This window comes from Cellulomonas sp. P2_B4 (assembly GCF_056404795.1).
This window is the reverse complement of sequence record NZ_JBFUDI010000004.1, coordinates 264,263-277,442: the sequence shown is the minus strand read 5'-3', so window position 1 is coordinate 277,442 and position 13,180 is coordinate 264,263. Positions and strand designations below refer to the sequence as shown.

General features: G+C 71.8%; 13 protein-coding genes. 7 read left to right on the top strand and 6 right to left on the bottom strand.

Annotated features, from left to right (window positions below; translation table 11 throughout):
• Window positions 1-26: 26 nt before the first annotated feature.
• Both AC1DZC_RS09205 and AC1DZC_RS09200 read right to left on the bottom strand, forming a co-directional pair.
• Window positions 27-2,207 carry an MMPL family transporter gene (locus AC1DZC_RS09205; RefSeq protein ID WP_477043038.1) on the bottom strand — a complete coding sequence of 727 codons (2,181 nt, stop codon included), beginning with the start codon at window positions 2,205-2,207 and terminating at the stop codon, window positions 27-29.
• 69 nt (window positions 2,208-2,276) lie between these two features.
• Entirely contained in the window at window positions 2,277-2,813 is a 537-nt protein-coding gene (locus tag AC1DZC_RS09200; RefSeq protein WP_477043037.1) for a TetR/AcrR family transcriptional regulator, read from the bottom strand.
• Window positions 2,814-2,948: 135 nt separating this feature from the next.
• On the opposite strand from AC1DZC_RS09200, the gene AC1DZC_RS09195 reads away from it, so the two are divergent.
• Window positions 2,949-3,602 carry a TMEM175 family protein gene (locus AC1DZC_RS09195; protein WP_477043036.1) on the top strand — a complete coding sequence of 218 codons (654 nt, stop codon included), beginning with the start codon at window positions 2,949-2,951 and terminating at the stop codon, window positions 3,600-3,602.
• Between the two features lie 49 nt (window positions 3,603-3,651).
• The gene (locus tag AC1DZC_RS09190) at window positions 3,652-4,707 is read left to right on the top strand and encodes a DNA glycosylase AlkZ-like family protein (protein ID WP_477038279.1); all 1,056 of its coding nucleotides are present in this window, start codon (window positions 3,652-3,654) and stop codon (window positions 4,705-4,707) included.
• On the opposite strand, the gene AC1DZC_RS09185 is transcribed toward AC1DZC_RS09190, so the two are convergent.
• A complete protein-coding gene (locus AC1DZC_RS09185) occupies window positions 4,695-5,624 on the bottom strand; it encodes an SDR family oxidoreductase (RefSeq protein WP_477043035.1) in 930 nt (309 codons plus the stop codon). The two genes, AC1DZC_RS09190 and AC1DZC_RS09185, sit on opposite strands and share 13 nt — an antisense overlap.
• 49 nt (window positions 5,625-5,673) lie before the next feature.
• Between AC1DZC_RS09185 and AC1DZC_RS09180 the strand changes: the two genes are divergently transcribed.
• Entirely contained in the window at window positions 5,674-6,237 is a 564-nt protein-coding gene (locus AC1DZC_RS09180) for a TetR/AcrR family transcriptional regulator (RefSeq protein ID WP_477043034.1), read from the top strand.
• Here AC1DZC_RS09180 and AC1DZC_RS09175 read toward each other — a convergent pair.
• Entirely contained in the window at window positions 6,191-7,642 is a 1,452-nt protein-coding gene (locus tag AC1DZC_RS09175; protein ID WP_477043033.1) for a GH1 family beta-glucosidase, read from the bottom strand. The genes AC1DZC_RS09180 and AC1DZC_RS09175 overlap by 47 nt on opposite strands.
• Before the next feature lie 150 nt (window positions 7,643-7,792).
• Between AC1DZC_RS09175 and AC1DZC_RS09170 the strand changes: the two genes are divergently transcribed.
• From AC1DZC_RS09170 to AC1DZC_RS09155, 4 genes are all read left to right on the top strand, one after another.
• Window positions 7,793-8,410 (top strand): DUF2510 domain-containing protein, encoded by a 618-nt coding sequence (locus tag AC1DZC_RS09170; protein ID WP_477043032.1) that lies wholly within the window; start codon window positions 7,793-7,795, stop codon window positions 8,408-8,410.
• Window positions 8,411-8,567: 157 nt separating this feature from the next.
• On the top strand, window positions 8,568-10,382 hold the full coding sequence (locus tag AC1DZC_RS09165) for a ribonucleoside triphosphate reductase (RefSeq protein WP_477043031.1): 1,815 nt from the start codon (window positions 8,568-8,570) through the stop codon (window positions 10,380-10,382).
• Window positions 10,379-11,008, top strand: coding sequence for an anaerobic ribonucleoside-triphosphate reductase activating protein (locus AC1DZC_RS09160; protein ID WP_477043030.1), 630 nt, complete (start codon window positions 10,379-10,381; stop codon window positions 11,006-11,008). The genes AC1DZC_RS09165 and AC1DZC_RS09160 overlap by 4 nt, the downstream gene beginning before the upstream one ends.
• Before the next feature lie 17 nt (window positions 11,009-11,025).
• Window positions 11,026-11,514: a GNAT family N-acetyltransferase gene (locus AC1DZC_RS09155; protein ID WP_477043029.1), complete on the top strand. Its 489-nt coding sequence runs from the start codon at window positions 11,026-11,028 to the stop codon at window positions 11,512-11,514.
• 9 nt (window positions 11,515-11,523) lie between these two features.
• Here the strand turns inward: AC1DZC_RS09155 and AC1DZC_RS09150 are convergent, their stop codons facing one another.
• Entirely contained in the window at window positions 11,524-12,216 is a 693-nt protein-coding gene (locus AC1DZC_RS09150; protein ID WP_477038286.1) for an ABC transporter ATP-binding protein, read from the bottom strand.
• Window positions 12,213-13,169, bottom strand: a complete 957-nt coding sequence (locus AC1DZC_RS09145) for an ABC transporter ATP-binding protein (protein ID WP_477038287.1) — start codon at window positions 13,167-13,169, stop codon at window positions 12,213-12,215. The genes AC1DZC_RS09150 and AC1DZC_RS09145 overlap by 4 nt, the downstream gene beginning before the upstream one ends.
• Between the last annotated feature and the right edge of the window lie 11 nt (window positions 13,170-13,180).

Below are 13,180 nucleotides of genomic sequence, written 5' to 3'. Positions count from 1 at the left end.
AGCCCGGGCGGGTCGATCGGCCGTGCTCAGTGCGTCGCGACCGGCTCCTCGGTCGGCTCCTGCGACGGATTCGGGTCCGCGAGGCGCAGGTTCGCGCCCTCGATGTCGGCCTTCGGCGTGATCTTGTCGAGCCAGCGCGGCAGGTGCCACGCCCGGTCGCCCAGGAGCGCGAGTGCCGCCGGGACGATCGTCATCCGGACCACGAAGGCGTCGATGAGCACGCCGACCGCCAGGCCGAACCCGATCGCCTTGATGGTCGGGTCGTCGACGAACATGAAGCCCGCGAACACCGAGGTCATGATCAGCGCCGCGGCGGTGACCACTCGCGCTCCGTGCCCGACGCCGGCGATCGTCGCCTCGGTCGCGTGGCTGCCGTGCACGAACTCCTCGCGCACCCGGGACACGATGAACACCTCGTAGTCCATGGCGAGCCCGAACAGGATCCCGATCATGATGATCGGCAGGAAGCTGACCAGCGGACCCGGGTTGTCGATGCCGAAGATCGAGCTGGCCCAGCCCCACTGGAACACGCCGACGACCAGGCCGAACGTCGCGCCGATGGTCAGCAGGAACCCGAATGCGGCCTTGAGCGGCACCATCCACGAGCGGAACGCGATGAGCAGCAGGATGAACGCGAGGCCGATCACCACGGCGAGGTAGATCGGGAGCGCGGCCGCCAGCTTGGCGGACACGTCGACCCCGATGGCCGTCATGCCCGTGACGGCGACGCTCTCGTCAGAGCCTTCGGTCATCGGCGCGACCGTGTCGCGGATGGTCGTGACCAGCTGCGCGGTCTCCTCGCTGCTCGGCCCGCTCTTCGGGATCACGGTGAGGAGCTGCGTCTGGCCCGACTCGCTGACCTGGCCGGGCTGCACGGCGACGACGTCGTCGAGACCCTGGACGCCGTCCGTGACGCTCTGCGCGAGGGCCGCGGTGGACTCGGCCGAGTCGCCCTTCACGACGACGACCAGCGGGCCGTTCACGCCCGGCCCGAACGCCCCGGCGGTCAGGTCGTACGCGATGCGCTGGTGGCTGTCGGCCGGGGCGGTGCCACCGTCGGGGAGCGCGAGGTGCATGTTCATCATGGGCAGGGCGAGCAGACCCAGGCCGACCACACCGACCGCGACGAACGGCACGCGGAACCGGGTGACGATGCGGGCCCAGCGGAAGCCGGCCCCGTCCTCGTTGTTCGGGGTGATCGTGCCCGTGCGCTGCTTGCGCGGCAGGATCCTGGTGCCCACGAAGCCGAGCAGCGCGGGCAGGAGCGTGAGTGCGACGACCACCGCGGTGAGGACCGTGCCGGCGGCGGCCAGGCCCATGACCGACAGGAACGGGATGCCGGCGATCGACAGGCCCGCGAGCGCGATGACGACCGTCGCGCCGGCGAACGTCACGGCGGAGCCTGCGGTCGCGACGGCGCGGGCGACCGACTCCTCCGGCTCGAGCCCGTCGGCGAGGTTGTTGCGGTGCCGGGCGCTGATGAACAGCGCGTAGTCGATGCCGACCGCCAGGCCGAGCATGAGCGCGAGGATCGGTGCCGTCGAGGTGATGTCGACGACCGACGTGAGGATGAGCAGGCTGGACATGCCCACGCCCAGGCCGACGAGCGCTGTCAGCAGCGTCATGCCGGCGGCGATCAGCGACCCGAACGTGACGACGAGGACGATGGCCGCGACGACGACGCCGATGCCCTCGGTCGCGCCGACCTCGGGCGGTGCCTGCGAGAGCTCACCGCCGGAGACGACGCGCAGGCCTTCGGTCGTGGCCGACTCGCCGAACTCGTCGAACGCGTCCTTGGCCTCCTGCGAGATGCCCTCGAGCGGCGTGCCGTAGACGACGGTCACCAGGCCGGTGCGTCCGTCCTGGCTGATCGCCTGGGACTGCGTCGGGTCGACCACGGCGACGACCTCGGGCAGCGTCGCGGCGTCCGCGAGCACCGGCGCGAGCGCGGCCTCGTCGAGCTGCTCACCCTCGGGGACCTGGACGATCAGGGTCGCGGTGGCGCCGGAGGCCGCCGGGAAGTCCGTCTCGAGGTCGTCGAGCGCCTGCTGAGCCTCGGTGCCGGGGATCGTCAGGCTGCTGGTGGTCGAGCCGGCCAGCGTGGCCACGCCGACGCCGAGCAGGATGAGGATCACGCCCCAGATCGCGACGACGCGACCGCGTCGGCGGTACGAGAACCGTCCCAGTCGGTAGAGGAGCTGTGCCATGGTCTTCCGTTTCGATCGGTGTGGCGGGGGTGTCGGTCTGCGCCACGTCGTCGGGGCACGTGCTGCTGCTCAGAGGAGCAGACGTCTCATGCAGGTCTGCAGGAGGGCCCGGAGGCTCTCGTCGGAGTGCCGGTGGTCGCGGATCTCGGCGATCACGCCGTTGAGCGCGAAGCCGGCGATGCTCACCTGCTCGGGGTCGTTGCCGCCGGCGAGCAGCGCGGGCAGGGCGAGGCAGGAGTCGGCCACAGCCATGAACGACGGCACCTCCGCGAGGAGCTGAGGGCCGTCGAGCACCACCGCGAGGCTGCGGTACTGCAGGACGACCTCGATGAACTCGTCGATCGCGCGCTCCTGCCCGTCCGGGCCGGGGTGGCTCGCGAGCTCCTTGACCAGGCTGTCGAGCTGGAGCGCTGCCGGCTCGAGGACCTCGGAGACGATCGCGGCCTTGTTGGCGAAGTGGTACAGCACGGTCGCCTTCGAGCATCCCACCGCGGCGGCGATGTCGGCCAGGGACGTGTCGTGGTAGCCGTGCTCCACGAACAGCTCCAGCGCGTGGTCGAGGATCTCTCGACGCGTGCGCTCGCGCACCGGGACGGTCGTGGTCATCCTGGGAGCGTACCTGACCGATCGGTCAGTGGCCGACCGGTCGGTCAGGTTCACCCGGGAGGACGCACACGGGCCGTAGTGTCGCGAGGGTGACCGAACGCTTCGTCCGAGACTGCTCCCGCTGAGATGGCCCGCGTGCACAGCGGGCGCGGGGTCGACCGCCTGGTCAATTTCTCGGACGCGACCGTCGCCATCGCCATCACGTTGCTGGTCCTGCCGCTCGTCGATGTGGCCGCACAGTTCGGCGATGGCGAGGAGCCGGCGGCGATCCTGCGCGAGAACTCGGCTGCCTTCCTCGCCTTCGCGATCTCCTTCGCGGTGATCGGCCGGCTCTGGATCAGCCACCACGGGGTGTTCGAGAGGGTCGATGACTACAGCCCCGCGCTGATCCGCGTGAACTTCGTCTGGCTCGCGAGCATCGTGTTCCTTCCGTTCGCCACCAACGCGCTCGCCGCGGTCTCGGGAGAGCACAAGGACGTCGTCTACGGCCTCTACATCGGCACGATCCTCGTGAGCTGCCTCGCCCTCGTCCTGATCGAGCGCACGCTCCAGCGCGATCCGGCGCTCGCGCCCGACCGCGGGGACGACCCCATCGACCTGACCGACGGCCTGGTCACCGCCGCGCTCCTGCTCGCCGCTCTGGTCGTCGCGGTCACGGTGCCCGCGATCGGCATCTGGGCGCTGCTGCTCCTGCTCGCGTCCGCACCGATCACCCGGTTCGTCTCGTCCCGCCGCGCCCGACGCCGCGTGCCCGCGGTCCCCGGCCCCGGTGTCGGTGGGGCGTCCTAGGCTCGCTCGCGTGCACCGGTTGTCACGCGCAGACGCTCGTCGGGTTGCTGTGCGCGCACAGCTGCTCACGGCCGATCGCCCCAAGGACGTCCACGAGACGGTGCGCCGGCTCTCGCTGGTCCAGCTGAACCCGACCGCCCCGATCGCCCCGAGCGCGGACCTGGTGCTGTGGAGCCGGATCGGCCCGGCGTACGACCCGTCGGAGCTGCAGGAGGCGTTGGACCAGCAGACGATCCTCGACTACCGGATGACGCTGCGCGTCGCCGAGGACCTGGCGCTCTACCGCGCGGAGATGGCCGAGTGGCCGGGCACGGGCGACGACGTCAAGGGCTGGAAGAAGGCCAACCGGCAGTGGGTCGACGACAACGAGGGCTGTCGGCAGGACATCCTGGCCCTGCTGCGCACGGACGGGCCGCTGACCGCGAGCGAGCTCCCGGACACGTGCGTGCGGCCGTGGCGGTCGTCCGGCTGGAACAACAACCGCAACATCACCATGATGCTTGACCAGCTCGTGCTCATGGGCGACGTCGCGGCCGCCGGCGGGACCGGCAAGGACCGGCTGTGGGACCTGGCAGAGCGCGTGTACCCGGGCGGTCCCCGGATCCCGCTCGAGGAGGCCCAGGTGCTGCGCGACGGGCGGAGGCTGAGCGCGCTCGGCATCGCCCGGTCCCGCGGGCCCGAGTGCCCGGTCGAGCCGCTGGACGTCGGGACCGCCGGTGAGCCGGCAGTCGTCGAGGGAGTCCGTGGTGAGTGGCGGGTGGACCCGGCCTTGCTCGACGCCCCGTTCGAGGGTCGCGCCGCGCTGCTCTCCCCGTTCGACCGGCTGCTGCACGACCGCAAGCGGATGACCGAGATCTTCGAGTTCGAGTACGCGCTCGAGATGTTCAAGCCGGCCGCAGTCCGCCGCTGGGGGTACTACGCGCTGCCCGTGCTGGTGGGCGACCGGCTGGTCGGCAAGCTGGACGCCACCGCGCAGGCCCGGGTCCTGCAGGTGCACGCGCTGCACCTGGACGTGCCCCTCTCGTCGTCCGAGCAGGACGCCGTCGACCAGGAGATCGAGGACCTGGCGCGGTGGCTGGAGCTCGACCTCGCCTACGACGTGTAGTAGCCCGCGGCGAGGTCGTCCAGCAGGCCCGGGTGGGTCGGCGTCCAGCCGAGGAGCTCGCGGGTGAGCGCGCTCGACGCGGGGGTGTCGAGTGCGAAGAACCGGCCGATCCAGCCGAAGTGCTCGGCGGCCCGCTCGGGGTCGATCGACGCGCTCAGGATGCCGAGGCCGCGGCCGATCGCCTCGGCGATGTCGCGGGTCGCGATCCCCTCCTCGCCGACGGCGTGCACGACGGATCCGGCGGGGGCCGCCTCGAGCGCGAGCCGGACCAGGTGGGCGGCGTCGAGCACGTGCACCGCGGGCCACCGGTTGGCGCCGTCGCCGACGTAGCCGGAGACGCCCTTCGCCCGGGCGATGCCGGCCAGGTGCGCGACGAAGCCGTGGTCGCCCTGGCCGTGCACGGTCGGGGCGAAGCGCAGGCCGACCGACCGCACGCCGCGGTCTGCGTACGAGAGGGCGAGGTGCTCGGCGCCGCCGCGCATCGAGTCCGGCCCTTGATGGGGCGAGGCGTCACGCTCGGTCGAGACGCGGCCCTGCGTGAGGCCTGCGACGCCCGAGGCCAGCAGCAGCGCGCGGTCGGAGTCCGCCAGGGTCTCGACGAACGTCTCGACGGCGGCGCGCTCGGTGCGCCAGGCGCCGGCCATGTCCCCGAAGTCGTGGTTGAAGCCCAGGTGGACGACGGCGTCGGCCTTGTCGGCGCTGGTCCGCAGGACGTCGAGGTCGTCGAGGTCGCCGCTCACGGGCGCCGCGCCCGCGGACTCGATGCGTGCGGCGCTCGCCTCCGAGCGCGCGAGACCGACGACCTCATGGTCGGCGGCGAGAAGCTCGGCGACGACGGCGGAACCGATCCAGCCGGATGCCCCGGTGACGAACACGCGCATGATGCGCTCCTTCAAGGTGATGTCAGCAACTGTCATCACCACTGTACGTCCGATGTCAGCGTCTGTCATCACTACACTCGTCGCCATGGGTCGATGGGAGCCGGACGCGCGCGGACGACTGGCGCGCGTGGCGCTGGAGCTCTACGCCGAGCGCGGGTTCGAGCAGACGACGGTCGGGGACATCGCCGAGCGTGCCGGCGTCACCGAGCGCACCTACTTCCGGCACTTCGCCGACAAGCGCGAGGTGCTGTTCGACGGGTCGGACGCCCTGCGGACCCACATCGTCGACGCGATCCGCGACGCCCCGGCCGGTCAGACGCCGATCGAGGTCGTCGGCGAGGCCTTCGCGAGCGCCGGGACGATCCTCGAGGAGCGGCGCGACCACGCTCAGCGGCGTGCCGGTGTCATCGCGGCGAACCCGAGCCTGCAGGAGCGCGAGCTGTTCAAGATGGCGACGCTCACGGGCGCGGCGACGCAGGCCCTGCGCGCACGCGGCGTGCCGGGTCCGACCGCGGCGCTGGCCGCGTCGGCGGGGGTGACGGCGTTCTCGGTCGGGTTCGAGACGTGGGTCGCGGACCCCGCCCCGGCCGACCTGCCGGCGATCATCCGCCAGACGTTGGACGACCTGCGCGTGGTGACGCAGCCCTGATCTGGTCCGCGTACCAGGAGGCGCTGTCCTTCGGGGTGCGCTCCTGGGTGTCGAAGTCGACGTCCACGAGCCCCCAGCGCTGGCGCAGCCCGCGCGCCCACTCGAAGTTGTCGAGGAACGACCACGCGTAGTAGCCACGCAGGTCGACGCCGTCGCCGATCGCCCGCGCGGCCTGCTCGAGGTGCGTGCGCAGGTACTCGATCCGGGCGTCGTCGTGCGGTCCGGGGTACGTCTCGTCGTCGGGGATGCCGTTCTCGGTGATGTGCATCGGCGGCAGGCTCGGGTAGTCGTCACGGAGCCGGGTGAGCAGGTCGTACAGACCCTCGGCGTGGATCTGCTGCCAGCCCGCGGCCGACGTCGGGTAGACGTTCCGGTAGTTGCCACCCTCGTCGATCATCGCGACGCCGTAGTAGTTCACGCCGAGGACGTCGCACGGCGTGCCGATGAGGTCGAGGTCGCCGGCCTGGACGAGCGCCGCGAACCGGTCGGGGTCCGCGTGCATCTGGCCGCTGCGGTCGCCGATCGCGTCGTCGGGGTAGGCGCCGGCGAGCAGCGGGTCCAGGAACATGCGGTTCTCGACGGCGTCGACGCGCAGGGCGGCCTTGTCCGACGAGCCCACCGAGTACACGGGTAGGAGGTTGAGCGCGATGCCGACCTGGCCGTCGGCCCCGGAGTCCCGGAAGGCCTGGACCGCCAGGCCGTGCGCGAGCAGCTGGTGGTGGACCGCGGCCACGCCGGCGTCCTGGTCGCCGAGGCCCGGCGCGTGCTCGGTGCCCGCGTAGCCGACGTAGGCCGTCGTCTTCGGCTCGTTGATCGTCAGCCACGTCGCGTCGACGTCGCCGAGGGCGTCGAACACGATCGCGGCGTAGTCGGCGAACCGTTGCGCGGTGTCGCGGGACGCCCAGCCGCCGACGTCCTGGAGCGGCTGCGGCAGGTCCCAGTGGTAGAGCGTGATCGCGGGGTGGAGCCCGCGCTCCAGGAGGCCGTCGACGAGCCGTCGGTAGAAGTCGACGCCCTGGGGGTTCGTCGCGCCCGAGCCGGTCGGCTGCACGCGCGGCCACGCGACCGAGAACCGGTACGCCGGGATGCCCAGCTCGACGAGCAGGTCGAGGTCCGACGACCACCGGCGGTAGTGGTCGGCGGCCGGGTCGCCGGTCGCTCCCCCGTCGATGTTCCCCGGCTTCGCGGCGAACGTGTCCCAGATCGACGGGCCCCGGCCGTCGACCGTCGTCGAACCCTCGACCTGGAACGCCGACGTCGCGACGCCCCAGGTGAACGCCTCGGGGAACGTGGGACCCGAGGAGGTCGGGGTGGGGGTCTCTCGACCCGACGGCGTGCAGGCCGCCAGCAGCAGCGCCGCGCTGCCGCCGAGCAGGACGGTCCGGCGGTCGATCGGGTGGGTCATGCGTCGGCTCCTCGTCGAGCGGTCGCGGGTGTGGGATCGCTCCCACAGTCAAGGATACTGGCCCGTCGGCTCCGCGACGAGGACCGCAGCATCCGGGTGAATCGCCCACGATCGCGACCCCGGGTGAGCGACGGCTGGCACCATCGCCCGATGAGTTCGCTGCCGGGGGCCGGTTGGTACGACGACGGAACGACGGTCGGCGCTGTGCGCTGGTTCGACGGCACGGGCTGGACCGAGCACACGAGGCCGCTCGCGGCGCCGGCTGCGGTCCCGGTCCAGGCGCAGTCGCCCATCGCCGCCGTCCCCCAGTCGTTCGGCGCGCAGCCGTCGTCGTTCGGCACGCAGCCCTCGTCGTTCGGCGCGCAGACCTCCGGGTTCGCCAGCACCGTGCCGACGCGGCTCGGGCAGTCGGCCAACCTCGCCGAGAGCGTGTCGCAGGGCGCCGCCTACCAGCAGAACCGTCTCGACGACGCGCTGGGCCTGCGCCGCCGCGGGTTCTGGATGTTCGGCGGAGCCATCGCGATCCTGCTGGTCACGGGCCTGATCGGCCTGGTGACGGGTGCGTCGGGGACGCTCTGGTACCTCAGCGCCGGTGGCGCGGTGTTCCTGCTGGTCAGGGCGTGGCGCGACTACCAGAACGCCACGTTCCGCGATGCGCCGACGCTCCCCGTCCTGGCGTGGGTCGGGGCCGGGGCCGTGCTCGCGGCGGCGGTCGCGTTCTTCGTCGTCGGGCCCGTCGTCGGCGCCATCGGCACGATGGGGACCTAGCCCGTCCGGATCGCGGGCGAGCCCGACTCGCCGAGCGGTCCTGCGCGGGGTCGCACCTGCACCGGGTCTACGGTCGTGACCACGAATCGAGCTCCACCCCCGCACGGGCGGCGCCGGTCCCAGTCACCCCACGGTTTCGACCCGACGAGGACCAGCCATGAGCACCACTCCCGTGCGCCCATCTCCTGCCCGCCCCCACACCATCGACGTCGCCTCGACGATCGACGAGTACCTGGACCGCTCCGACTGGCGGGTGAACGCCAACGCCAACCAGGGCTACTCGCTCGGCGGTCTGATCCTGCAGACCGCGGGCAAGGTGACCGCCAACTACTGGCTCTCGCAGGTGTACCCCGCCGCCGTCGGCAACGCGCACCGCGAGGGCGACCTGCACATCCACGACCTCGACCTGCTGAGCGGCTACTGCGCCGGCTGGTCGCTGCGCATGCTGCTGAGCGAGGGGTTCAACGGGGTCCCCGGGACCATCGAGTCGCGGCCGGCGCGGCACTTCTCCTCGGCCGTCGGCCAGATCGTGAACTTCTTGGGCACCCTGCAGAACGAGTGGGCGGGTGCGCAGGCGTTCAGCTCGTTCGACACGTACATGGCGCCGTTCGTGCGGACGGACGCGCTCTCGTACGACGAGGTCCGTCAGCTCGTGCAGGAGCTCGTGCACAACCTCAACGTGCCGTCGCGCTGGGGCACGCAGACCCCGTTCACCAACCTGACCTTCGACTGGACCTGCCCGGACGACCTGCGCGACGAGGTCCCGCTCGTCGGCGGCGAGCCCGTCGACTTCACGTACGGCGACCTCACCGACGAGATGGCGATGATCAACCGCGCGTACATCGAGGTGATGACCGAGGGCGACGCGTCGGGCCGCGTGTTCACGTTCCCGATCCCCACCTACAACATCACCTCCGACTTCGACTGGGACTCCCCCAACGCCGACCGGCTCTTCGCGATGACCGCCAAGTACGGCCTGCCGTACTTCCAGAACTTCCTGAACTCCGACCTGGAGCCCGGGCAGATCCGGTCGATGTGCTGCCGGCTGCAGCTGGACCTGCGCGAGCTGCTCAAGCGCGGCAACGGGCTGTTCGGCTCGGCCGAGCAGACGGGGTCGCTGGGCGTCGTCACCGTGAACTGCGCGCGCCTCGGCTACCTGCACCGCGACAACTGGCCGGGCCTGCTGCGGGCCCTCGACCACCTGCTCGACCTCGCGCGCGACTCCCTCGAGCTCAAGCGCGAGGTGATCGACGGCTACATCGAGGACGGCCTGTTCCCGTACACGAAGCGCTACCTCGCCGGCGGCCTGGCCAACCACTTCTCGACCATCGGCGTCAACGGCGTGAACGAGATGGTGCGCAACTTCACCGGCGACGCGCACGACATCACGTCGCAGGAGGGCCACGCCTACGCCGTCGCGCTCCTCGACCACGTGCGGGCGCGGATGGTCGAGTTCCAGGAGGCGACCGGGCACCTGTACAACCTCGAGGCCACGCCGGCGGAGGGCACGACCTACCGGTTCGCCAAGGAGGACCGCCTGCGGTTCCCGTCGATCCTGCAGGCCGGCACCGTCGCCCACCCGTACTACACCAACTCCTCGCAGCTGCCCGTGGGCTTCACCGACGACCCGTTCGAGGCCCTGGACCGCCAGGACGAGCTGCAGACCAAGTACACGGGTGGCACGGTGCTGCACCTCTACATGTCCGAGCGCCTCTCGACGCCTGAGGCCTGCCGCAAGCTGGTGCAGCGCGCGCTCGAGAACCACCGGCTGCCGTACATCACGGTGACGCCGACGTTCTCCATCTGCGCGTCGCACGGGTACCTGGCGGGCGAGGTCCTCCAGTGCCCGACGTGCGGCGGCGGGACCGAGGTGTGGACGCGGGTCATGGGGTACCACCGGCCGGTGTCGTCGTTCAACGTGGGCAAGAAGGGCGAGCACGCCGAGCGCGTGCACTTCGTGGAGCAGCGATGACCAGCCTGGCCGTCGCAGGTCTGACTCCCCTGTCGACCTGCGACTGGCCGGGCCGGCTCGTTGCGACGGTGTTCCTGCAGGGCTGCCCGCTGGCCTGCACGTACTGCCACAACCCGTTGCTGATCGACCCGCGGACGCCGGGCTCGGTGCCGTGGGCGTCCGTCGTGGACCTCCTGTCCCGGAGGCGCGGCCTGCTCGACGGGGTCGTGTTCTCCGGCGGGGAGCCCACCCGGCAGCACGGTCTGCGCGACGCGATGACCGAGGTCCGCGGGCTCGGGTTCGGGGTCGGGCTGCACACCGCAGGGACCTTTCCGACGAGGCTCGCGCAGGTGCTCGACCTCGTCGACTGGGTGGGCCTCGACATCAAGTCGGTGCCGCGCCTGTACGCCGCCCAGACCGGGGTCGACGCGTGGGCGAAGGCCCTCGCGTCCCTCCGGCTGGTCCAGCGCGCAGGCGTCGAGGTCCAGGTCCGCACGACCGTCGACCCGACGGTCCAGTCGCCCGACGACGTCGCCGAGCTCACCGCGCTGCTCTCGTCGCTCGGCGTCGACGAGCACGTGCTGCAGGAGGTCCGGCCGGACGGGACGACCGCCCAGTACCGGGAGGCGCTCACGTCGGCGCGGTGAGAGGTACGGTCGCCGACATGCTCTCTCCGGTCCCCGCGACGCCTGACGACATCGACGCGATCCACGCCCTGCGCCGGTCGCTCGAGGACTGGATGGCCGCCAACGGGACCGTGCAGTGGCCGCAGGGATCGCTCCCGCACGAGCGCATCGCCCGCCAGGTCGCGGCCGGCGAGTGGTACGTCGTCCGGGATGCCGCGGGGCTCGTCGGGACGCTGCGTCTGCTCTGGACCGACCCGGACTTCTGGGGGGCCGACCAGACGCCCGCGGTCTACGTCCACGGCCTCATGGTCGACCGCCGGCACACCGGCGAGGGCGTCGGCACGGCGCTGCTCGACTGGGCGCGGCAGCGCGGGGTCGACGCGGGCGTGGACATGCTCCGGCTCGACTGCCGCACGACGAACCCCGTGCTCTACGACTACTACGGCGCGTACGGGCTCACGGTGGTCGGCCAGAAGGACTTCGCCGACTTCTCGTGCGCGCTGCTCGAGGTCTCGCTCGACGGCTGACCGACGCGGCTACTGCTCGACCAGGCGACCGTCCGCGAGCCGCAGCACCCGGTCGGCGAGGGAGATCATCAGGGGGTCGTGCGTCGAGACGATGGCCGTCATGCCCTCGGCCTCGACGATGGCCCGCAGCAGCGCCATGACCGCCGTGCCGGTCTCGGTGTCGAGCTGTCCGGTGGGCTCGTCGGCCACGAGCAGGCGGGGCGAGTTGGCCAGTGCACGTGCGATCGCCACCCGCTGCTGCTGACCGCCGGACATCTCGGCGGGGCGCTGCTGGGCGTGCGCACCGAGGCCGACGAGATCGAGCAGCAGCTCCACGCGCGCCTCACGGTCCGCAACCGGCACCTTGCGCAGCCGCAGCGGCACGCCGACGTTCTCGGCCGCGGTCAGCACGGGCACCAGCCCGAAGGTCTGGAAGACGAACGACACGACGTCGCGGCGCAGCTCGACCAGGCCGGACTCGTCGAGCGAGGAGACCTCGCGGCCGTCGACGAGCACGCGCCCCTCGTCGGGACGGTCCAGCCCACCGACGCAGTTCAGCAGCGTCGTCTTGCCGGACCCGGAGCGCCCGACGAGCGCGACGAGCTCGCCCGGCGCCACCGTGAAGGACACGTCGTCGACCGCCCGGACCGCGGTCGGGCCCGTCCCGTACGTCCGGCTGACGCCCTCGACGAGGACGACCGGCCTGGTCGTCGTGATGCTCATCGCTGCTCCTCGTCGGGGGTCGCGGGCCGTGACCCGCCCGGCCAGACGGACACGTGAGACTCCTCGAGCAGGAGCCGCACCCGGCCGACGAGGTCGAGCGCGTCCCGGTACTCGCGCGGCAGCTGCAGGCGACCGGCGCGGTCCAGCACGGCGAACTCCTCGGCGACCACGTGCTCGCTGCCGTCCTCGTGGGTGTCCGTGCGGCGCACGACCTCCGACGACGTGCGCCCGTCCCGGATCGACACCGTCCGACGGACGTGCTCCGAGACCGCCAGGTCGTGCGTCACGACGACGACGGTGGTTCCCAGCTCGCGGTTCGACGTGCGCAGGCACTCGAGCACCTCGTGCGACGTCGCACTGTCGAGCTCGCCGGTCGGCTCGTCGGCGAACAGGACCTGCGGGTCGTTGGCGAGCCCGACCGCGATCGCGACGCGCTGCTGCTCGCCTCCGGACATCTCGCCCGGACGCCGGTCGGCGCAGTACCCGACGCCGAGCATGTCGAGCAGCTCGTCCGCCCGGCGGGCCCGCTCCTTGCGCGGGCGGCCGGCCAGCGCGAGCGGCAGCGCGGCGTTCTCGGCCGACGTCAGGTACGGGACCAGGTTGCGGGCGGTCTGCTGCCAGACGAAGCCGACCATCGATCGCCGGTACTCGATCCGCTGCCGCGCGGACATGGCCATCAGGTCCCACGGCCCGACGCGCACGCGTCCCGCCGTCGGGACGTCCAGCCCGGAGAGCACGGACAGCAGGGTCGACTTGCCGGACCCGGACGCGCCGACGACCGCCACGAGCTCCCCCGGCTCGATGAGCAGATCGAGGCCTTGCAGGGCCTGCACCTCGACGCCTTCCGACTGGTAGATGCGCACGAGCGAGTCGCAGACGATCAGCGCGTCCGCACCGAAGTCCCTGGGGCGCGTTCGTGCCCGCTCCTCGAGCGAGTCGAGCGTTGTCGTCATCGTGCGTCCTC